The sequence below is a fragment of the Flexithrix dorotheae DSM 6795 genome, from assembly GCF_000379765.1.
In the GTDB taxonomy this organism is placed as follows: domain Bacteria; phylum Bacteroidota; class Bacteroidia; order Cytophagales; family Flammeovirgaceae; genus Flexithrix; species Flexithrix dorotheae.
In genome coordinates, this window is record NZ_KB903438.1 from 54,864 (window position 1) to 76,725 (window position 21,862).

The following is a 21,862-nucleotide window of genomic DNA, read 5'->3' on the forward strand; positions in this document are numbered from 1 at the left end:
TCAGGTATGTTTCAGTTCTTTTATCCCCAAATTTAGGTTTTTGGAGTACAATTGTGCAATTGCAGCCTTTACAGTTTTGGTAATAGTTTGTAATAATTCAGTCTCATTATTCACCGGCAGGTCTTTTTCAATAGCACCTTCCCATTTTTCCAAAGCGGAAAATGCCTGATTAAGTCCTACATATTTATAATTAGGTTTTGTTTTATGTATTAGTAGTCGCAATTTTTCCCTTTCCTGCTTTTTCAATGCCTCACCCATTTCCTCAAGTTCTACAGGCACTTTGTTAATAAATATTTCCACCAATTCCTTTATAATGATCTTATTATTTTGAGTAATGGTTTCAAGGTATTTCAGGTTCACCACTTCAAAATCGGCAGGTTCACTTAATTTTCCAATTAATTTATTTAAGTCATCAGGGTTTAAAGGTTTTCTTAATATCTCTACCTGCCAATCAGTCAGTAAAATTTTGTTATTGATATCCTGGCCAGAAAGTAAAAAGATTGGAAGTTTGTTAAAATATTCAGATTCCCGAATGATTTTTATAGTTTCCATTCCATTTAAAACAGGCATCTGATGGTCAATAATAAGCAAATCATAAGTGCTGTGTTTTATTTTTTCCAATACATCCCGTCCATCAGCCACTACATCTACCTTATATCCCCAGTTTTGAAGCAATTCCTTTACAATTTTCTGACTCAATAAATCGTCTTCTGCAACTAATACATGATTCAAAAAATATTTTTTTTCATGCATTAAATCAATAGATTCTTCATGCTTGCCCAGGTCATAGGGAATTGAAAAGTGAATTTCAGTTCCCAATCCTTTCTGGCTATTAATATGAATATTCCCATGCTGAAGCTCAATGAGCTGTTTTACAATACTGAGTCCCAACCCTGTACCTCCATAAAGCCGGCTGGTGTTTTTTTCCGCCTGTTCAAAGGGCTGAAAAATTTTTTCCAGCTTGTCCTGTTCTATACCAATTCCAGAATCTTTTACTATAAAATGCAGCATCCATTTCCCTTCATTTTCCTGCCCGGTAATACTTAATGTTACCGTTCCATTATCAGTGAATTTTAAGGCATTACCCAGCAGATTAAATAAAACCTGCTTCAGCTTGGTTTCATCTCCTTTCAAATGAGAAGGAATGTGTTCTGCAATTTCATGGCCTAGCAATATATTTTTCTCCTGAGCTGAAAATACAAATGACTGGCAGACATCTTTTACCAAATCAGGCAAATTAAAATCGACTGCTTCAAATTGAAGCTTTCCGGATTCAATTTTTGATAAATCGAGAATATTATTCACTATAGCCACCAGGTGCTGAGAAGTAGCCGAAAGTGCCTGAAGGTATTCTTCCTTTTTAGTATTGTTGTAGGGAAAGCCAAGCAAATGGACCAGGCCAACAATTCCATTCAAAGGAGTTCTTAATTCATGGCTTATCTGAGCAAAAAATGTGGTTTTAAATTCCTGAATGCGTTTGAGTTCCTCATTCTGGAAGGTTAGTAAATCTTTTTCCAGGCTCAAAACACGCTCCCTGATTTCCAGAAATTCTGATTTTATGGCAGATTCATTTCTTTCTTGTTGCAACACAATCAGGTGCTCATAATGATGAGTGAAATCCTGTAAAATACATAGATTGGCGATATCATTCTCATAAGTTATTCTTTTCAGAATGATGTCATAATAACCTTCTATGCCATTTAAAGTCAGGTTGATACAGGGGAAATCGAATTCCTCATCAAGTGGGAGGGTTGGAAAAGCCTCAACCATACTTTCAAGAAAAGGAATATGCGAGAAAATACTACCTTCTAATTTTGAAATTTGAAATAAAGTATCACAGGAATCCAGACATTTCCCCTGATCATCGAAAAGGATGAACTGGGATTTTGATTGGATGTACTGATGCTTTATTTCTTTTAGTGTCATTTCAGTAAAGCTTTTCCCAATGCACTGAACATGGATTCCACATTTTTTCCTGTTTTTGCACTGGTTAAAAAGGATATTTCTAAAGGTAGTGAATTGATAATTTGGTGGATATTTTTTTCGTCCAGTAGGTCGGATTTGTTGCCCACTAGTTGAATTGGCACGTTAGAAATCAGCTTTTTCAGGTTATTCAATTCTGAGACAATATTCTCATAAGTGGATGGCCTGGTCAGGTCAAACACATAAATGGCGCCATGAGCCCCTAAATGATAGGACTTCGGTATTTTGGTATTAGTAGATTCTCCGGCAATATCCCAGATTAACATGTTCAATTCGGTACCGTCAATATTTACCGTTTTTTTGTCAATTTTTACCCCAATGGTAGTCAGGTATTTTTCCGAAAAACGCTGGTGTACAAACTGTTGTATGAGTGAAGTTTTTCCCACACCGTATTTCCCTATCAAAACTACTTTTTTACTTATCATACTGGTTTAACTTAATGAAATAGTCATTTAAATTCTCAGAAAATTCTTCTTCAATAAAATCTGCTTCGGCTTTTGGAGAGCGTTGGTTGATCACTTTGTCCACAAAGTCCAAAATAAGATCATCCAGTCGGTTCAAAAAAACCTTAGAAACAATTCCCGAAATTACAACTGCAATATAAAATCTGGGGAAATTCTTTATTACAATTTTATAATTTTCATATTCAATGGTCTCAAGTTCCTGATCTTCAATGGAAAAAGTATCCTTTGCGAAACTTTTAATTGCGGTAAGCATTCCCGCCACCATATCCTGATCTACAGAGGTCACCCGGGAGTAGCTGCCTATCAACATCCCGGAATGCTGTTCGATAATAAAAACCTCTTGAATAACTGGTTCCATGGCATCTTTCAGGATCATATCGCCCTGTTTAATACCAAAAACTTTTGCTTTTACGAAGTTTACCCAATTATCCCAGGAAAAGGCTTCTTCAATTTTCTGGTCAATTCTTTCAGACAATAATTCAATTTCTTTCAGAATATATTTTTTAACCATTTTTCCCATAATAGGGTAGAGGGCTTCCACAACCTCATCTTTGGAATCTTTGATCTGGTTTTTAATAGATGCAGTGATGGCAGGACCAAAAAGCTCTGGAAATTTCTTCTGAAGATAAACCACCTGATCACTTAAAATAGGGGCTATTCTGGGCTCTAGTTTTTCCCGTTCATTTAAATTTTGATCAATTACCTCTACCCGATTTTCAAGCTTTTCTCTGGCTTCCCGCTCCTCCTCCAGGATCAATTGAGTCAATTTTTTAAAAGTATCGGATTCCCGCATTTATATAGAAGTTGTTTTTTTATTGAGTTTAAGATGGAAAAAGCTATTTCTGGCTATTTTCAATCTTTTACTAAAAATAGATTTTATACTTTAAAGAGACAATTTTAAAACAGGTTTAAAATTCGATTTTTTCTGATTGTAACAATTTTGGGTTACCCTAAAACAAAGATAATGGAAGTCTAAGCATGGGTGCATTTTTGCAACTCTGCCCTCAAAAATAGCCCTCTTCCATATTACAATACCTCTCCGAAAGGAAGGCCCCGCAAAGAAATTGAATATTGTGGCTTCCATTTACAGCCAATAGTTTTAATTAGGGTAGTTTTACTCCCACGATTTTAAATCGCTCGTTTTGAAAGTCCATTCGGGAGTGCGCACAGTCCCTGATCTGGCAAGGTCCTGCATAGAATACCATGGATTTAAACTGCTGCTATTTGGGTTTTTAAGTATATGCATTTCCTGAGCAGGCATATAGCTCTGGGCCAGTAAAAAAACTTTATCTCCGGAAGATTGGTGAAATGCCATATCTACTATAATTACGGCATGGCCGGGAAAACCGCCTTTTATCAAAATATCCCCGGAATTTATCTGATCAAAAGGTTTGGATTTTAATTCCTGGCTTAATGATGCTGTGCCTGCATACATAAAGATATACTGCATATAATTTTTAAAACTTTTGTAGGAAGTATTGGAGGAGGTAGAACTCACCCACTTTAGTCGGTTCTGGGAAATACTGATTTTTTTACCCGATCTCCAGGTTTTAAAATCAGCCAGATCCCCATTAGTGAAATTAAAGTGGATATCATCAAATTTTTTGACTGCATAAAGGTATTCTGCCCTCAATCGCATGGTGGCATCTGCACATTGCTGCAAATCTCTGTTACCAACATCCATATCGATTATTCTAAAATGTGCATATTGATTTGATTTTTCCTGCCCATTAAAAAGCAAAACCGGATTCCCTTTTGCTTTAAGCGGCAAAAAGCTAAGCCAGTCTGCAAAATTTCCTGGTTTTCCTGCTTTTCTTTGGTAGCCATCGGGTGGGGCTATTTGATTTCTTATGGCATTTTGGATGCTGTAATTCCCTTCTTCCAGCCAGGAGTAACTGTTTACAGTGGAATCTGCCAAAATAACTTCATTTTCTGCAGTAAAACTGACAGGTTTATTTACTGTTTCCACAGACTGTTGTTTTGAACCATTACAGCTTGTGAAAATAAAGAAGAAAATGAGATATAAGGGGTGAAGATTTTTCATACTTCAGTGAGAAAATTGTGTAGTTAGAAATGCTATTGTCATTATTGACATGAAAAGGGTGTAATATTGTCAGTCTAAAGCCTTAAAATTGTCAGAAATTTATGGTGGCATAAGAAATGCTAACATAAGATTCAAAGAAGATAACTTTATTTTAAAAATAGTAAAATTCTAAAACTTAAAATTAGATTATTAGAATGTCAAACGTGAACATCAAACCATTAGCAGACAGAGTTCTGGTTGAACCTGCCCCTGCAGAAGAAAAAACTGCTTCAGGCATCATTATTCCTGACACTGCTAAAGAGAAACCTCAGAAGGGACAAATTGTAGCAGTAGGAACTGGGAAAAAAGATGAGCCTTTAACAGTAAAAGTTGGAGATTCAGTACTTTACGGAAAATATTCTGGTACTGAGATTAGCATCGAAGGAAAAGATTATCTTATCATGAGAGAGGCCGATATCTTCGCCATTGTTTAATTTCAACTGAATTAAACCTCGCTAATTAACCAAACATTAATTTCACATTATTTTTATTTAAAAAAAATTAATTAGAAAAATGGCTAAATCAATTTTTTTCGATACAAGTGCAAGAGAGCAACTGAAAAAAGGAGTTGACACTTTGGCAGAAGCTGTAAAAGTAACTTTAGGTCCTAAAGGACGAAATGTAATATTAGATAAAAAATTCGGAGCTCCTTCCGTAACCAAAGATGGTGTTTCTGTAGCAAAAGAGATTGAACTACAAGAACCAATCGAAAACATGGGAGCTCAATTGGTAAAAGAAGTAGCGTCTAAAACTGCTGATCAGGCTGGTGATGGTACTACTACTGCTACCGTTCTTACTCAGGCAATTTTCACTACTGGTATCAAAAACGTAACTGCTGGTGCTAACCCAATGGACCTTAAAAGAGGTATCGACAAAGCTGTTACTGCAGTAGTTGAAGAGTTACACAACCTTTCAAAGCCTGTAAATGATTCAAAAGAAATTTCTCAAGTAGCTGCAATTTCTGCTAACAACGATGCTGAGGTAGGTAAAATGATTGCCGAGGCTATGGAAAAAGTAGGAAAAGACGGTGTGATCACTGTGGAAGAAGCTAAAGGTACTGAAACTGAAGTGAAAACTGTAGAAGGTATGCAGTTTGACAGAGGTTACCTTTCTCCATACTTCGTGACTAACACTGAGAAAATGGAGGCTGACTTAGAAAGTCCATATATCCTTATCTACGATAAGAAAATCTCTAACATGAAGGAGCTTCTTCCTATTTTGGAAGCTGCTGCTCAAACTGGAAAGCCTTTATTAATTATTGCTGAGGATGTTGATGGTGAAGCATTAGCTACTTTAGTGGTAAACAAAATTAGAGGTGCACTGAAAATTGCTGCTGTTAAAGCTCCAGGATTTGGTGACAGAAGAAAAGCTATGTTGGAAGACATCGCTATCCTAACTGGTGGTCAGGTAATTTCTGAAGAGAGAGGATTCAAATTGGAAAATGCTACTCTTGATTACTTAGGAACTGCTGAAAAAGTAATTATCGATAAAGATAATACTACTGTAGTGAACGGTGCTGGTGCTGCTGAGGAAATTCAGGGAAGAGTAAATCAAATCAAACAACAAATTGAAAACACTACTTCTGATTACGACAGAGAGAAATTGCAGGAAAGACTTGCTAAACTTTCTGGTGGTGTAGCTATCCTTTATATCGGTGCTGCAACTGAAGTAGAAATGAAAGAGAAGAAAGATTTGGTTGACGATGCATTGCACGCTACAAGAGCTGCAGTAGAAGAAGGTGTAGTAACTGGTGGTGGAGTTGCCCTGATCAGAGCACTTTCAGCTTTAGACAAAGTAGAAACTGAAAACGAAGATCAGGAAACTGGTGTAAATATCATTAAAGTTGCCTTAGAAGCTCCTTTAAGAACTATCATTAACAATGCTGGTCTTGAGGCTTCTGTAATTGTACAGAAAGTAAAAGAAGGAAAAGGAAACTTCGGTTACAATGCCAGAACTGGTGAATTCGAAGACCTGGTTGCTGCTGGTGTAATTGACCCAACTAAAGTAACCAGATTAGCGCTTCAAAATGCTGCTTCTATTGCTTCATTATTGCTTACTACTGAGTGTGTAGTTGCTGATGAGCCAGAAAAGGATGCTCCAATGCCAGGTGGTGGACATGGTGCTCCAATGGGTGGCATGCCAGGCATGATGTAATCAGTAATCTGATTAATATAAATATAGAAAGCCCGCATTTTTTGCGGGCTTTTTTTATTTTCTAATGCAAATTGCTTTTTTTCTTCATCTCGTTTCTACGCATGGGCATTTGGTCGATCGTATTGAATAAGGATTTACAGGGCAGAAAATCATTGCTTTTTATTTTGATTCCCCCATCCAGACCAATTAAAATAATTTTAAATGGAGCGCGGTCGGAGTTGTAACTGGAGAATAGGGCAGATGGTGCCGATGGATTCAAGGTATTCAGGCCTTCCCTGGATGCTTTGGGAAAAATTTGATAGATAATTAATTTCCTTTCCTTCAGCCCATCTTCATAAGCTTTCAATTCAGCCATCTGTTTTTGAAAAACCTCATTTTCGGAGTGTTCTGCAAAAATTAACAATATACGGTTTTGCCACTGGTGTTTTTTTAAATACTGGGCACTTGTGGTCTGGGGAAATGAAAATAACATTAGCATAAAAAGTGAAAATACAGATCTTTTCATACTGTTATAACCATATTTTGAGCAGATGGTTTAGTGTAATTGTAGGCAGGGTATTGCCATTTTAGATTGATAAAAAAAATATGTATCTTTAAGGAGGTTTAAAAACCAAAGAGCTTATTATTGATTGTTACTTTTATGCTAACTTAATCAAAAAAAAGGGAAGGATTTCTAAATAAGAGATCCCTCCCTATTTTTTTGTAAAAAATATGAAAACCTAGGTTATATTTTGCCAATATGCTTCCACTAATAGTATATAATTGGAATCTTTTTGGTTAAAGGAAGTCTTTTTTTTAAAGGCTTCTTTTTTTTATCCTTCATTTTCCTCATCTGTTTTTAAATATTGATCCACTAGTTTGGACATCTCCGGAGTATAAGCTGGAGATTTTTTCAATTGTTCGGGTAAATATTTTGCCTTTTCTTCCATCGCCTTCATTTCTTCCGGGAACATATTGTAAAGCATTTTAACATACTTGCCATATGAAGTATTATTTTTATCTCTGTTTAATCTGGAAATCGTTTCCCATGCTGAAGTACCGGTAGGTGAGGAATTGATTTGCTTAACTAATTTAAGGGTATTTTCCATAATTTCCTGTCTGCTTGCTTCATCATCTGTTTTTTCAAAATCGATCATGTAAATGCCAAGTAACAAGCCCATGGATTCTCCATATCCCGGGATTAATTCCAACGATTTTTCAAGGTATTTTACGGCCAGCTCTCGTTTATTCACATCGCCATAGTTTCGGTAATAATCAATTTGCCCTAGTGAGGCATTGATATAGGTTCTTTCCTTGATTTTATATTTCTGGGCATAATTTTCCAGTATTTCAAAGTTCTCATCGTCTTTCCTCATTTTGAAATTGACATAAACCAGCTCATCTATAATCTGAGTTACAAGCTCCCCATAGTCTATTTCTTCAGCTTTTAAGAGTAAGTTTTTCAGATTTGATTTCAATAAATCACTATTTGGATTGCGGTCAAGTTGTTGTTTGAGTTTGTTCAATTCATCTTCATAGATGAATCGCTTGGTATAATTGGTGAATTCTCTGTTCACTTCCAGCTCATGTTCTACTTCTTTGAGTTTATTTTCCAGATTAATTTTCACATTGTGGACAATTTTATTAATATCATCCTCAAAAGAATTCTTTAGCCTTACCGATTCTTTTTCAACTTCATTTTGTACGGTTTCCTTCACCAGTCCCCTGATGGCAAATCCTCCTATGGCAGTTACTATGGCTAAAATTAATCCTACTACCGCACCAATAGTAGCCAGAGAACTTTCCAGGATGGAAATGCGGTCATTCACTTCCGTAATAACTTTTGCATTGAGTTTTTCATCGAAATCCCGGTTGGGTACCCGTGTGTAATTGCCCTCATCCAATGCTTTTTCAAGGCTGTCAATTTTAGCAAGGGCCTTTTGTAAATCATCCGGACTTTGGGAAAAAACTGAAGTGGATAAAAACAAACAAAAACAAAAAGGAATAGTTTTCAGGAAGGTTAGCATGGGTATTTAGTTTAATGGTGATAAGTATGGATTATCAAAAGTTTTGGTCCATCTATTTAGGAGTACAGCCATTTGCCAGACATTAGATTGGATTGGTGTGGTTGTTCAAACAAATTACAAAACTATTCTGCAGTAATCAAGTATTGCGTTTTTACATTTGAATAATCATTTAAGTTTTTCCATCACTTTTTTGGCACTTTCCTGATAGCTTGAACTACTTCCAGATATTTCAGAGAATAGATTCATGGCATTTTCTCTATGCCCGGCTTTCAAATAAGCCAGTGCCAAAAACCACTCATTAGCTTCCTGCAATTCATCCTCCTTTGGGCCAGATTGATTTTTTTCCAGGAAGGGGATTGCTTCACCGGCATTGCCCAAGGCGAGATGGGATAGCGCCATATAAAAATTCAGGGCAACATCCTCAGGGTCTAATGCCAGCTCATTTTTAAAAGTAGCAATGGCTTTTTCGTAATCTTTGTTTTCATAAATTTGAAAAGGACTTAAAGTTTCTTCCGACATCTGGCGTTCTGTGCCGTCCACCACATTGGGATAAGGTTGGTAAAATTCAGCAAAAATGGCTTCATGACTGGTCACGGAAAACCATATTTGGAAGGTGGAAAATAAAATGAGCACTATGGAAGCGGCAATGGCGGCTATCCTGTAAATTTTAAGCCTCCTGCTATTCCCGGTTGTGGGCTTTTCTTCCTGCTGCAGTCTTTTTTTGAGTTGATTCGAAAAATAATCCTCCATTCCTCCAAGTAAGGCCTTTTTGAGTTGGAATTCCCGGGCAAATAAAGCATCGGTGGTTATTTTTTTTTCAAACCTAACCCTTTCTTCTTCGTTCATTTTGCCTTCCAGAAAAGCATTTACTTCCTCTAAATCTGGCTTATTATTCTCCATATTCGGTTTAAAAATTAGAAAAAATCTCCTTCTTTAAATGTTTTCAAAACCAGTTTTCTCAATTCGTTGATACACCTGTTTTTCTGTGCCTTGGCTACATTCGCATTTTTGGAGTTTACTTCACGGGCAATATCCTCCATGGAAAACCGATCGAAATAAAACAGTTTCAGAATGGTTTTGCAAGGATCACCAAGTGCTTCAAGCGCTTTCATTACATTTTGTCTGGCCTCCAGGTTTTCTATCCGGTCTTCTTCATTTTCCACAAAGAGTTTGTATTCAAGTTTTTCAAATTCGTTCTCGAATTTCTGGTTGAATTTTAATTTGTTGGAGATCAGGTTTTTACCAATGGCGTACAAGTAGTTTTTGATAGAATAATCTATCTGGATGATCTTTCCACTTTTGATGTTTTTATAAAAGGCAATAATCGCATCCTGAAAAATATCAATAGCTTCTTCTTCAGATAGCCTAAATTTAAATTTTGCCCAGCGCAAAAAATCATCCTTATAAAGGTTGTACAGTTCTACAATTTCCTCTTCCTTGCCGGCCAGGATTTTTCTTAATAATATATTATCACTTGTGCTCAATTATGCTTAGGTATTTGGCAGAATGTAATGGTAAACAGCTTTTGCTATTTTATTTAAAGAAATTACTTTTATTGAATCTTAATCTGGTATTACCCTGGAAATGGTTTAATTATTTTTCAATATGTGATACGGAAAATTCAATAGTATTTTAAAATAAACTAATATAAATTTCCGGTTATTCCCTGTTAATTCCAAATGTGAAAATTATGGAAATCATAAAAGTAGATTTGTCTTCTCTGGAAGAAGTAGCTCCCTTATTTGATAGTTATAGAGTATTTTACCGACAAACAACTGACCTGGCTGGCGCCACTCAGTTTTTAAAAGAAAGAATTGAAAACGGTGAATCAGTAATTTTTCTGGCCAAAAGTGAAAAGGGTGAAGCTATTGGGTTTATCCAATTGTATCCCATTTTTTCCTCGGTTTCCATGGCGAAAACATGGTTGCTGAATGACCTTTTTGTACATCCGGAACACCGGAAAAAATCGGTAGCTACAAAATTGATGGATAGGGCAAAAGCACTGGCAAAATCCACTAATTCTCCCTGGATATTGCTGGAAACTGAGGCAAGTAATCATAGAGCTCAGGCTCTTTATGAAAAAATAGGTTTTAAGAAAACTACCGATTATTTCTATTTTTTGGAAGTGAAGTAAAGTGGTTAGAAATGGAAAAACAAAGTTTCAATTAAGGAAATGCTCTACTTCTTTTTTGGGCAGTTGTGATTTAGACTCTTGTGGTTTTGGGACACACGCGTCACGCGTGCGCCATCAGAGGAGTTTTTTTATTACCTTTTTACCAACCAAGACTAGAACCATATTTAATATTTCGGATTTTCTTATTTAGTTGAGTTACGAACCTTTTTTGCTTAATGATTACAGAGCAATAAAGGACAAAATTGGCTGTAATTCCAAAAATTGTAATTGGGCCAGAAAAAGGAATTTGACTAAGAAAAATGATAGTTACAATAATTCCGGTAAGCAAAAATGGAGTCCAATAGGTGTATTCTAAATGTTTACTATTGTTCTTTTCTATAAGTTTTATGGTTGCATATTGAACATAGTTAAAGGAACTATGATGAAACAATGTAAAAATACCTCCAAGAAAAATTAATTCATTATCACTTTTACTTTTTATTATAACTTTTCTTTTAAAGAGTTCAATCTCAATTAATTCCATAATTTCATAATCGGAATACCTTTTACAATTATATTCATCTAGTTTTATTTGAATGTGATTTTTCAAAAAAGGAATCATAGGTTTGGTTTTAATTTAGCGCAAAAATTTATATGAAATGTCTGTATTATTCTGGTAAGTTTTATTTCACTGAAATTCGAAAAATGTAAAAAAAAGGACAGGATTTTTAGGTTTTCTGTTTGGAGAAAAAAAATCTAAGTTTCAATATTAGTTTCCTTGCAGGGTCTTCTCATTTGAGAGACCCTGCGTAGTGCTTCAGGACAATAGTAGAACTCAGGGGCCCGAGTAAACCTTGCTGAGACTTACATTATTGCTATTTTTAGTTCCTTCTAAAGAGTCACAATCAGAATAAATTCATTATCAAACGGACTCCTAATTACCAATCACAAACTCCTAATCACTAATAACCAAACAACCAATCCCTAACCAAACGTCTTCCCCCTTTTGAGTATGAATATTCTTGTGTTAACTTTGCCTTCTTAAAATTTTAGATCGCAAACAGTTGTAAAATGGCAGGGCAGAAACCAGGAATTCCCAGTGGAACCAGAGATTTTGGACCATTACAGATGGCCAAAAGGAATTTTATATTCGATAATATCAAAAAAGTTTATCAAAAGTACGGATTTGAACCGCTTGAAACCCCAAGTATGGAGAATCTTTCTGTACTAATGGGAAAGTATGGAGATGAGGGAGACCGGCTTTTATATAAAATTTTAAATTCAGGTGATTTCCTGAAAAAGAGTACCGAAAAGGATTTTCAGCAGGGGGCCGGACACATGATGAAAAAGGTGGCAGAGAAAGGCTTGAGATATGATTTAACGGTTCCTTTTGCCCGCTATGTGGTAATGAACAGGGGAGAACTCAATTTTCCATTTAAGCGATATCAGATACAGCCAGTCTGGAGAGCTGACCGTCCGCAAAGGGGTAGATACAGAGAATTTTACCAATGTGATGCTGATGTGATTGGAACCGATTCTTTAATCTGTGAGGCTGAAATTGTAGCCATGATTAATGAAGTGTTTTCCAAACTGGGCATAAAGGACTATACCATTAAAATTAACAATAGGAAGATATTGGCTGGCATAGCCGAAGCTATTGGGGAAAATGGGAAAGAATCCGATTTGTGCGTTGCCATAGATAAGCTGGATAAAATTGGGGCTGAAAAAGTGAATGAAGAATTAAAAGGCAAGGGTTTTTCTGATGCGGCCATAGCAGCGTTAACTCCTATCCTTGAACTTTCCGGGGATAATTCGGATAAAATATCAGCTTTAAAAGAAATATTCGAAAAATCAATATTAGGTGCTAAAGGTTTGGAAGAACTACAAGCTGTATTGGATTATATAGAATTACTTGGTCTGGACAAGGCGCATCTGGAGTTTGATACTACCCTTGCCAGAGGTTTATCTTATTATACAGGAGCCATTTTCGAAGTGAAGGTAAACAACGTAAGCATTGGGAGCGTATCCGGGGGAGGTCGTTACGATGACCTGACCGGAGTTTTTGGACTGAAGGATATGTCGGGTGTAGGCATCTCTTTTGGAGTAGACCGAATTTATGATGTAATGGAGGAACTGGAATTATTCCCCACAGATCAGCTGAACACTACAGAGGTGATGTTTGTGAACTTTGACCAGACTACTGAAAAATATTGCCTGCCGGTATTGCAAAAGCTAAGGGCCAGGGGAGTTAATTCGGAAATTTACCCTGAATCTGCCAAAATGAAAAAGCAGATGAATTATGCTAATAAAAAAGAAGTGGCTTATGTAGTATTAGCAGGAAGCAATGAAATTGCTGAAGGAAAATTTACCCTTAAAAATATGGCTAGTGGGGAGCAAAAGCTGGTATCTACTGAGGAGTTATTAGCAGTTTTTCAAAACTGACAGTGGGCGCTTGTTTCAATTGATATAAAAGGCGATGAAAGTTTATTCAAGTATTTACTCTGAATTTTATTTTTTTAAGGAGGATAACCTGTTAAAGCATATTTGGCTCCAGGCCACTGAGAATTTTCTGGAGGAGGAATTTAAAAATGAAATGATGAAGTATCGGGAAGGAGTTAAAACCTATAAACCTTCGCTGGTGCTTATCAACGCTCAAAACCTGAAGTTTGTGATCAGGCCTGAGTTGCAAGCCTGGATTGATGAAAATATTGCTGTGGTTACCAATAAAATTTTAACCAGAATTGCTTTTCTCATGCCCCCGGAACTCATTAATCAATTAGCTATTGAGCAGGCGATGGAAGAAAGGGAGTCAGCTAAGTTGAGGGTGAGGTTTTTTAAAGATGAAAGCCTTGCCTTAAGCTGGTTAAAAAACACTTATGGGGGGTAGTAAAGGTTAATTTATCCATGAAAATAAATACCACCTTACAAATTGGTGAATTTCATACAAATTATTGCGAAGATTTTTTGGTGGTAGCGCAAATCGCAACAAAGGAAAAGTTGATAGCAGTTTTAGACGGTTGTACGATGGGTACGGAATCTGTTTTTGCCTCAATGCTTTATGGAAAGGTTTTAAGGAAAATTGCTAAACAATTTTTTTATGAAGAGTTTTATAACTCAATTGAAATCCCTTTGGAAGGTAAGATAAAAGCAATTCTTAAGGAATTGTTTAAACAAACTAATTTGTTGAAAAACCAGCTTGGTTTAGACATAAATGAACTTTTATCTACCATGATATTAGGCGTGGTGGATACTGAAAACTCCAGAGCTGACCTAATAACAATTGGAGATGGATTAATTTTTTGGGATGGTGAATTAATTGAGTATGAGCAGAATAATATTCCTGATTATTTAGGGTATCACTTATCTGAAAATTTTGAAGAGTGGTTTCAAGCTCAAAACCAAAAACTTACCGTTGAGAATTTTAAGAACTTATCCATCAGTACAGACGGAATTTTTACTTTTAAAGATTTAAGAAAAGGAGGCAGGCAAAAACCAGAGACTGAAATAATCAATTTCCTGTTGGTGGATGAGGAAAATTCGCAATATGAAAATTTTTTGGATCGAAAAATCAGATTTCTAAAAAATGAAATGAACCAGGTTGTGACAGATGACCTGGCAATTATAAGATTAATGAATTAACTTCAATATTTTTAAAAACATTTAGCTGTTATCAGCCCTTGCTTTCTTCCTAAGACCCCCATTTAATTTAAAGCCCTTTTATAGGTATTTATCGCTCGTTCTCTGGCAAACTTATGCTCTACGATGGGTTTGGGGTAATTGGGTAGTTGAAACTCAGGGACCCATTTTCGTAAATACTTTCCGTCTTTATCAAATTTTTTCGTTTGAGATTCCGGATTGAAAACACGGAAATAAGGCTGAGCATCAGTTCCGGTACCTGCAGCCCACTGCCAGCCCCCATTATTAGCGGCCAGATCGAAATCCAGCAGTTTTTTGGCAAAATAGGCTTCCCCCCATTGCCAATCGATCAAGAGGTGCTTGGTAAGGAAACTTGCGGTGATCATCCTTACCCGATTATGCATATAGCCGGTTTCATTAAGTTCTCTCATTCCAGCATCCACAATGGGATAACCGGTTTTCCCCTCACACCAGGCCTGGAATTCCGCTTCATTATTTCTCCATTCCAGTGCATCATATTTTTTGTGGAAATTTCCTTTAGCCACATGGGGAAAATGGGTAAGAATCATAATATAAAAATCCCTCCAAATCAATTCATTTAAAAAAGTCTTGCCCTTTTTGAGCCCAATCCTGGCAGCTTTTCTAATGCTTACAGTACCAAATCTTAAATGGATTCCCAGTCTTGTGGTGCCATTTTTTGCAGGAAAATCTCTGGTTTCACCATAATTTTTTATCTTAGCTTCATCAAGCCTTAATTCGGGAATCGATATTTTTGTTTTTTCAAACCCTAAATCGGATAACTTCGGGAAAGGTAAATTTTCGGTTTGATGAAAATTTGCAAAATATTTCTCAGTGGGGTAGGCTTTCAGATAAAAGCCGGAGGAACTGCTCTCCAGCTTTTCCATCCATTTTCTGCTGTATGGGGTGAATACCTTGTATGGGTCCCCATCATCTTTCAGTACTTCATCTTTTTCAAAGATACAATGATCTTTAAATGTCCTGAAGGAAATGTCATTTTCTTTGAGCAGATTTTTTATCTGCTTATCCCTTTCCAATGCATAGGGTTCATAATCATGATTGGTATAAACTTCTGCAATATCATACTGGTTTATGATCGTCTTCCAAATTTCCTCAGGTTTGCCATGTTTCACCAGAATCTGACTACCCAGTTTGGAAAGTTCACCATTCAAATCCTTTAGGCAATTGTGAATGAATTCTACCCTTGCATCTTTTTTATCTTCAAGTTTATCCAGAATTTCTGTATCGAAAATAAATAGCGGAAGAATAGGCTTTTCCCCTTTAAGGGCATGATAAAGCCCTGCATTGTCCTCTAATCTTAAGTCTCTTCTAAACCAAAATATGGAAATCATTTGAAAAAGTATGTTTGTGTTTCTATAAAACAGTCACAAGGTTAATTTGTTCAACAATCATTTTTTCCAGAAATAAGCTTTGGTTACCTTTGTTTAAATTTAATGAAATAATCAATCCTAAAACACTAATCATCATGCGATTTTATATTCTCCTTTTAGCAATTAGTTTGTTTTATGCCTGTTCTCAGCAAACTACTAATGAAGCGGCAAATACCACCACAAAAGAAACTTCTGTGGAAGAAAATCCAAATGTGCATGGCATTGAAGTTTCTGAATCTGCAGCTATTTCTTTAGCCGATTTATCTGAAAAAATGACTGGAATCGAAAAGATGGAGGATATTACGGTAAAGGCCATAGTGACAGATGTTTGCCAGAAAAAAGGTTGCTGGATGAATTTGGAAAGACCAGATGGCTCCAAAATGAAGGTAACCTTTAAAGATTATGCCTTATTCATGCCAACGGATATTGTAGGAAAAGAAGTGGTGATTCATGGCTATGCAGCAAATGAAACCATGCCCATAGATCAATTGAAGCATTATGCAGAGGATGCCGGAAAAACGCAGGAAGAAATTGATGCCATCACTGAACCTGAATTGGCGCTGGCTTTTGAGGCGGATGGTGTTTTGATAAAATAGGAAAACTGATAATTATTTGATGAAGCCAGTAAGGTTTGCCTTGCTGGTTTTGTTTTTTACCAACTTGAACCGGAAATTGGGCGTCTTAAAAAGACCTATCTTTGATATGTAGAATAAAGCCAGCTTTTATGCGATTAATTACCCTTCTGATCATATTTTTTGCAATTTCCGGGAATTTATTTGCCCAGGAAAATCTATTTGCAGTATTTTTTAAAGATAAAACAGGTACCTCATTTTCCCTGGATCAACCCGAAGCCTTTTTATCTGAAAAGTCCCTGCAAAGAAGACAAAAACAGGGAATTGAATTAGATGATAAAGATCTCCCGGTAAGTTTTTTTTATCTGGATGAGTTGAAGGCCAACGGGGCGGAAATTATTTATACCTCAAAATGGCTCAATGGGGCTTTAATTGAAGTGAATGATGATGCTTCCCAAGATAAAATTAAGCAATTGCCTTTTTTAAGAAATCCCTCTTTTCCTCTCGGTACCCTTACACTAAATGAAATACAGGAAATAAATGAAGACCTGAACTATGGGAATTCCTTTACTCAAAATGAAATGCTGGGTATTGATTTGATGCACCAATTGGGTTATGATGGAGAAGGCATAACCATTGCCATTTTGGATGGAGGTTTTAATAACACAGACGAAATTCCGGCCTTTGACAGCTTATTTCAAAAAGGAAAAATCAGAGGAACTTACGATTTCATAGATCATGAAGAAAATGTTTATGATGATCATAAACATGGAATGCAGGTGTTTTCAGCTATGGCAGCCCTTGCCCCTGGAGAATTAATTGGCCCGGCCTATAATGCAAATTATTATCTTTTTAGAACAGAAAATGCAGGAGTTGAAGCCAGAGTTGAGGAGTTTTTTTGGACTGTGGCTGCAGAGTATGCTGATAGTGTTGGGGTTGATATTTTAAGTTCTTCCTTAGGTTATAATTTATTTGATCAGGAAAATGACAATTATACACAGGAGGATCTGGATGGGGAAAAGGCTATGATCACTCAGGCGGCAGACATTGCAGCAGGAAGAGGAATGCTGGTGGTGGTAAGTGCCGGAAATGAAGGAAATGATCCCTGGAAATCAATCATTTTTCCTGCTGATGGAGATTCGGTATTAGCAGTTGGAGCGGTAAATCAAACCGGTAACCTGACTGCATTTTCTTCCCTTGGGCCAAGTGCAGATGACAGAATTAAACCAGAACTGGTGGCCATGGGCCAGGGGACTATCGTGTTAAGCCCTACTGGAAGTATTTCCTCCAACAACGGAACCTCTTTTGCGGCACCCATTGTGGCTGGCTTAGCTGCAGGGGTTTGGCAGGCTTTTCCTCATCTTACTAATATGGAATTAATGGAATTGCTTAAAAATTCAGGCTCCCAGGCTTCTAATCCTGATAATAAACTGGGTTACGGAATTCCCAGTTTTAAATCCATTATTGAAAACACTCCCTTAAGCAGCAAGACTTTTGACCATTTAGATAATGAAATTAAATTCTACCCCAATCCAAATGCCGGAATCTTTCATTTTGATTTACCCGAAAACTGGGTGGGAAAAGAATTGAATTGGGTATTGATTTCCAGAGATGGGAGAGAGATTCAAAAAGCAAGCATTATTCCTCATGCTGCTTCTTTTCAGGTTGATATTTCAGGAAATTCAAAGCTAAAAGGTCCCTATTTACTGAAAGTTCAACAACAAAAAATATCGAAGGTTTTTAAGATATATTTTGAGTAGTTTTGGATTTTGTATAATCTGTTCCAAATTGTACCGGATAGATAAAAGCACGGGTGCTTAATTCATTTTCCTTAAGATTTTTTTGACTTGAATTTTAAAATCTATAAATCATCGGCCGGATCGGGCAAAACTTTTACCCTTACCAAGGAATATCTGAAATTGGCTTTGGTAGCTCCGGGTATGTTGCCCCATTTCAAGCCTATTTATTTTAGAAGCATTCTGGCAGTGACTTTCACAAATGATGCGGCAAATGAAATGAAGGAAAGAATCATGGATCATCTTTCCGAAATCGCACATCTTCAGCCTGAGGAATCTCAGCCTATGCTGGATTTAATTATGCTGGATATTCCGGAGGAGTACCCGGAGGTAAAGCTGACCAGGGAACAGGTGATAGAAAGGGCGGCCAGGGTACATGAAACATTATTACACAATTATGCAGATTTTTCGGTCAGTACCATTGATGCTTTTAATAATCGAATTGTCCAGTCATTTAAAAAGGATTTAAATCTGCCTTTCAACTATGAAGTGGAGTTGGAAACGGATGACCTGCTGGATGAATCTACTGATAATTTGCAGGATGAAGTAGGAGCCGGACTGGATAAAGCACTCAGTGATTTAATTGTAGAATTTGCCCTGAACAAAGCCGATAACAATAACAGTTGGTATATTGATGAGGATTTAAAATCATTTGGACAGAATATTTTTAATGAAGAGAAATATGAATCTATCCAAAACCTGCAGGACCTTACTCCGGGGGATTTTCAAAAAATAAAAAATGACCTTTTTGGTTATCTGAAAAAGGTAGAAAATCAGGTAAGTGCAGTGGCTGAAAAAGCTTATTTTTCCATCATCGACCAGGGCCTGAATGCTTCCCATTTTTTTTATTCGGGAAAAGGAATATTTGCCTATTTTGAAAATCATTTTAAAATCAGGAAAAAAATCAATGAACTGGACCCAAACAGTTATGTGCTCAAAACCATAAATGAAGACAAGTGGTATGGAAGCAAGGCGCAGGCTTTTGAGAAAAATGTAATTGATGGCTTAAAGGATGATTTAATTGCCGCATTCCATGAAATAGAAGGCATAAAAACAAGGGAGATGGCCAACTATATGATTGCCTACTCTCTTCGGAAAAATATCTACCTGCTGGCAACCATTAATGAGCTGGATAAGAAAATTAAGGAAATAAAGGCTGATAAAAACCTGGTCCATATCTCGGATTTTAACCGAAAAATTAACCTGATAGTAGAAGAGGAACCAGTGCCTTATATTTATGAAAGACTTGGAGAACGCTACCATCATATTCTGATAGATGAGTTTCAGGATACCTCAAAAATGCAGTGGCATAACCTAATTCCCCTAATGGTGAATGCGCTTGGCAAGGGTTCCATGACTTTGATTGTGGGTGATGCCAAACAGGCTATTTACCGATGGCGGGGAGGAAAGTCGGAAATGCTGGTGAAACTTCCGGATTTGCCCACTGCAGCGGTTACTTCTCCCTTGAAAAGAGAGGCGGCTGTTTTCAAAAAACAAAGTCTCATTCAATCCCTCAATACCAATTACAGAAGTAAGGATAATGTGATTCATTTTAACAATGGAATTTTCACGGCCTTAAAGGATGATTTGATTGATACTTTTCCCGAAGTTGGGGAATTTTACAACGAAGTTTTTCAGGAATGTTCGGGGAAAAGCGGAGGGCATGTAGAGGTAGAATTTGTGGAAAAATCTCTTCCAAAACCTTCCTTCGAATTGGTGAATTATGACAGAACCCTTCGGATTATTAAACATGTAACGGATGAACTTCATTATGATCTTTCCGATATTGCCATCCTGACCAGAAATAATGGTCATGGCGCTTTTCTGGCAGAAAAGCTGATAGATGATAAAATTCCTGTAATTTCCAGTGAATCTCTATTGCTTCACAATGCGCCTGAAGTTAAGTTTCTGGTAGATTTCCTCAGGGTGATTCATCATCCTACTAACCCGACTTTAAAGGCGGATTTATTGCTTTATCTTTCCCAACACTATGAAAAAATAGGAGAGTCATTTCAGAAAATTGATGGGAAAAGATACAAGGAAATTGCAGAGGCTGCGAAGGAAATAAACCTGCTGGAATTCACCAGACTGATCAAAGAATATTTCAATGCCGAGCTTTACCTGAAATCACTTCAATTTCTTTCCATCTATGAGATGACAGAAGAATTAATCCGGACTTTCAGACTGAATGAGTTGGAAAAAAGCCAGATTTATATTCAGAAGTTTCTGGATGTCATCCTGAAATTCTCCATTAAAAAAGGGAATAACTTACTGGACTTTCTGGAATTCTGGGACAAGAAAGAAGGTAAGCTTTCTATCAGTACGCCCAAGGAAGGAAATGCAGTGCGCATAATGAGCATTCATAAATCGAAAGGTTTGCAGTTCCCCATTGTCATCATTCCCTTTGCAAATTGGGGGCTGCAGCCTAAGCCGGGAACCACAATCTGGAGAAACTGGAATACTGATAAACTGAGTAAATCACTGCCATCAGTTATCCTTACTGTGGGAAAGGATTTGGAAAGAACAGAGTTTAGGACCGATTACCTTCAGGAACTTGAGGCTACTTTTCTGGATGGATTTAATTTGATGTATGTGGCCTTCACCCGAGCAGAAGAAAAGCTTTTTATGATTTCTCAGGATTCTTCAAAACCAGAAGCTTTGAAGAGTATAGCAGATTTACTTTGCAATTATAAAGTATTGCAAAAAGGAGAATTGAATACTACAAATGAGGAGATTTCCATAGAAAACCAGAAAGGGGAAAAGGCTGTAGTGCATATAGAAAAAGTGGTTTTTTATAAAGATGAAAAACCAGAGAAGCTGAAGAAAGCTGCCAAAAAAGCTGATTCGGAAATATTACCAGAACAACAAATTTTAAAAGTTGGGAGGTTTTACCACACGGAAAGTCGGGATAAAATAAGAATGCGGAAAAGTTCTGACCGTGATTTAGATAGGGACATATCCATTCACGATATGTATTCGGCCAGAAAACAGGGGATTTTGTTACACTATGCTTTTGAAAAAATTAAATACAACACCGATATAGAAAAGGCAGTTGCCACTCTGATTACGGAGGGATTAATCAATGAAAATGAACAGGATAAGATCAGAAAAAGCCTTTCAGCTGTGATGAAAATCCCTGAAATTAAACGCTATTACGATCCTTCCGCAGGAGTGAAAGTCAAAAATGAAAAGGAGCTCATTCTGGGAACTAAAAAAGGCAAAGGGTTACAATCGCTGCGGCCAGACAGGATTGTAAGAGATGGAAATGAATTGGTTATTATTGACTACAAAACAGGTGGGGAAGACCCTGAAAAATATGGAAAGCAAATTAGAAAATATGCTAAAGTTTTTAGAGAAATGGGCTACCAGCAAATTCGAATGTTTATTGTTTATACCGAATTGCTGAAAGCGCGGGAGGTGAAATAAAAATTTTTCTCCCCATTCCAACTTTTGCTTATATTTGCCAGTCTATTTTATTCAAACCCCACACTGTGTCTACTATCGCCTAAAAATTTAGGCAAAATATAGGGTGATTGTCATTTGGTTTAAAAAGCCAGTCACAGATCATGTCCTGAAAATTTCACTAACACTTTTTTGATGATAAATGCCTTTAGGGTTTCTTTTTAATACTTATGAAAAAAGAAAC

At 36.7% G+C, this 21,862-nt stretch carries 18 protein-coding genes; 9 read left to right on the top strand and 9 right to left on the bottom strand.

Annotated elements, in window-relative coordinates:
• The 4 genes from A3EM_RS0112525 to A3EM_RS0112540 form a co-directional block, all read right to left on the bottom strand.
• Window positions 1-1,926 (bottom strand): hybrid sensor histidine kinase/response regulator, encoded by a 1,926-nt coding sequence (locus tag A3EM_RS0112525; protein WP_020528562.1) that lies wholly within the window; start codon window positions 1,924-1,926, stop codon window positions 1-3.
• Window positions 1,923-2,408: a Rab family GTPase gene (locus A3EM_RS0112530; RefSeq protein WP_020528563.1), complete on the bottom strand. Its 486-nt coding sequence runs from the start codon at window positions 2,406-2,408 to the stop codon at window positions 1,923-1,925. Before A3EM_RS0112530 ends, A3EM_RS0112525 begins: the two co-directional genes overlap by 4 nt.
• Window positions 2,398-3,213, bottom strand: coding sequence for a cell envelope biogenesis protein OmpA (locus A3EM_RS0112535; RefSeq protein WP_169513353.1), 816 nt, complete (start codon window positions 3,211-3,213; stop codon window positions 2,398-2,400). The genes A3EM_RS0112530 and A3EM_RS0112535 overlap by 11 nt, the downstream gene beginning before the upstream one ends.
• 348 nt (window positions 3,214-3,561) lie before the next feature.
• A complete protein-coding gene (locus A3EM_RS0112540; protein WP_020528565.1) occupies window positions 3,562-4,491 on the bottom strand; it encodes a DUF4846 domain-containing protein in 930 nt (309 codons plus the stop codon).
• Between the two features lie 194 nt (window positions 4,492-4,685).
• On the opposite strand from A3EM_RS0112540, the gene A3EM_RS0112545 reads away from it, so the two are divergent.
• Together A3EM_RS0112545 and groL are read left to right on the top strand one after the other, a co-directional pair.
• Window positions 4,686-4,964 (top strand): co-chaperone GroES, encoded by a 279-nt coding sequence (locus A3EM_RS0112545; RefSeq protein ID WP_020528566.1) that lies wholly within the window; start codon window positions 4,686-4,688, stop codon window positions 4,962-4,964.
• Between the two features lie 79 nt (window positions 4,965-5,043).
• Window positions 5,044-6,684 (top strand): chaperonin GroEL, encoded by a 1,641-nt coding sequence (gene groL / locus A3EM_RS0112550; RefSeq protein ID WP_020528567.1) that lies wholly within the window; start codon window positions 5,044-5,046, stop codon window positions 6,682-6,684.
• A gap of 61 nt (window positions 6,685-6,745) precedes the next feature.
• On the opposite strand, the gene A3EM_RS45785 is transcribed toward groL, so the two are convergent.
• The 4 genes from A3EM_RS45785 to A3EM_RS0112570 form a co-directional block, all read right to left on the bottom strand.
• Window positions 6,746-7,189 (bottom strand): DUF4174 domain-containing protein, encoded by a 444-nt coding sequence (locus tag A3EM_RS45785; protein WP_083925221.1) that lies wholly within the window; start codon window positions 7,187-7,189, stop codon window positions 6,746-6,748.
• A 307-nt stretch (window positions 7,190-7,496) separates the two neighbouring features.
• Window positions 7,497-8,690 (bottom strand): hypothetical protein, encoded by a 1,194-nt coding sequence (locus A3EM_RS0112560; protein WP_020528569.1) that lies wholly within the window; start codon window positions 8,688-8,690, stop codon window positions 7,497-7,499.
• A gap of 165 nt (window positions 8,691-8,855) precedes the next feature.
• Entirely contained in the window at window positions 8,856-9,590 is a 735-nt protein-coding gene (locus A3EM_RS45790; RefSeq protein WP_020528570.1) for a tetratricopeptide repeat protein, read from the bottom strand.
• Window positions 9,591-9,604: 14 nt separating this feature from the next.
• A complete protein-coding gene (locus A3EM_RS0112570) occupies window positions 9,605-10,174 on the bottom strand; it encodes an RNA polymerase sigma factor (RefSeq protein ID WP_020528571.1) in 570 nt (189 codons plus the stop codon).
• 206 nt (window positions 10,175-10,380) lie between these two features.
• Between A3EM_RS0112570 and A3EM_RS0112580 the strand changes: the two genes are divergently transcribed.
• The 4 genes from A3EM_RS0112580 (at window position 10,381) to A3EM_RS0112600 (ending at window position 14,442) form a co-directional block, all read left to right on the top strand.
• A complete protein-coding gene (locus A3EM_RS0112580) occupies window positions 10,381-10,824 on the top strand; it encodes a GNAT family N-acetyltransferase (protein WP_020528573.1) in 444 nt (147 codons plus the stop codon).
• Between the two features lie 1,050 nt (window positions 10,825-11,874).
• Window positions 11,875-13,245 carry a histidine--tRNA ligase gene (gene hisS / locus A3EM_RS0112590; protein WP_020528575.1) on the top strand — a complete coding sequence of 457 codons (1,371 nt, stop codon included), beginning with the start codon at window positions 11,875-11,877 and terminating at the stop codon, window positions 13,243-13,245.
• 34 nt (window positions 13,246-13,279) lie between these two features.
• On the top strand, window positions 13,280-13,690 hold the full coding sequence (locus A3EM_RS0112595) for a hypothetical protein (RefSeq protein ID WP_020528576.1): 411 nt from the start codon (window positions 13,280-13,282) through the stop codon (window positions 13,688-13,690).
• Window positions 13,691-13,707: 17 nt separating this feature from the next.
• Window positions 13,708-14,442, top strand: a complete 735-nt coding sequence (locus A3EM_RS0112600) for a protein phosphatase 2C domain-containing protein (RefSeq protein ID WP_020528577.1) — start codon at window positions 13,708-13,710, stop codon at window positions 14,440-14,442.
• Between the two features lie 62 nt (window positions 14,443-14,504).
• Here the strand turns inward: A3EM_RS0112600 and A3EM_RS0112605 are convergent, their stop codons facing one another.
• Complete coding sequence (locus A3EM_RS0112605; RefSeq protein WP_020528578.1) at window positions 14,505-15,809, bottom strand: cryptochrome/photolyase family protein; 1,305 nt, start codon at window positions 15,807-15,809, stop codon at window positions 14,505-14,507.
• A 134-nt stretch (window positions 15,810-15,943) separates the two neighbouring features.
• On the opposite strand from A3EM_RS0112605, the gene A3EM_RS42240 reads away from it, so the two are divergent.
• From A3EM_RS42240 to A3EM_RS0112625, 3 genes are all read left to right on the top strand, one after another.
• Window positions 15,944-16,444 (top strand): DUF4920 domain-containing protein, encoded by a 501-nt coding sequence (locus A3EM_RS42240; RefSeq protein ID WP_020528580.1) that lies wholly within the window; start codon window positions 15,944-15,946, stop codon window positions 16,442-16,444.
• A 128-nt stretch (window positions 16,445-16,572) separates the two neighbouring features.
• On the top strand, window positions 16,573-18,180 hold the full coding sequence (locus A3EM_RS42245; RefSeq protein WP_020528581.1) for a S8 family serine peptidase: 1,608 nt from the start codon (window positions 16,573-16,575) through the stop codon (window positions 18,178-18,180).
• A gap of 87 nt (window positions 18,181-18,267) precedes the next feature.
• A complete protein-coding gene (locus A3EM_RS0112625; RefSeq protein WP_020528582.1) occupies window positions 18,268-21,642 on the top strand; it encodes a UvrD-helicase domain-containing protein in 3,375 nt (1,124 codons plus the stop codon).
• The last annotated feature ends 220 nt before the right edge of the window (window positions 21,643-21,862 follow it).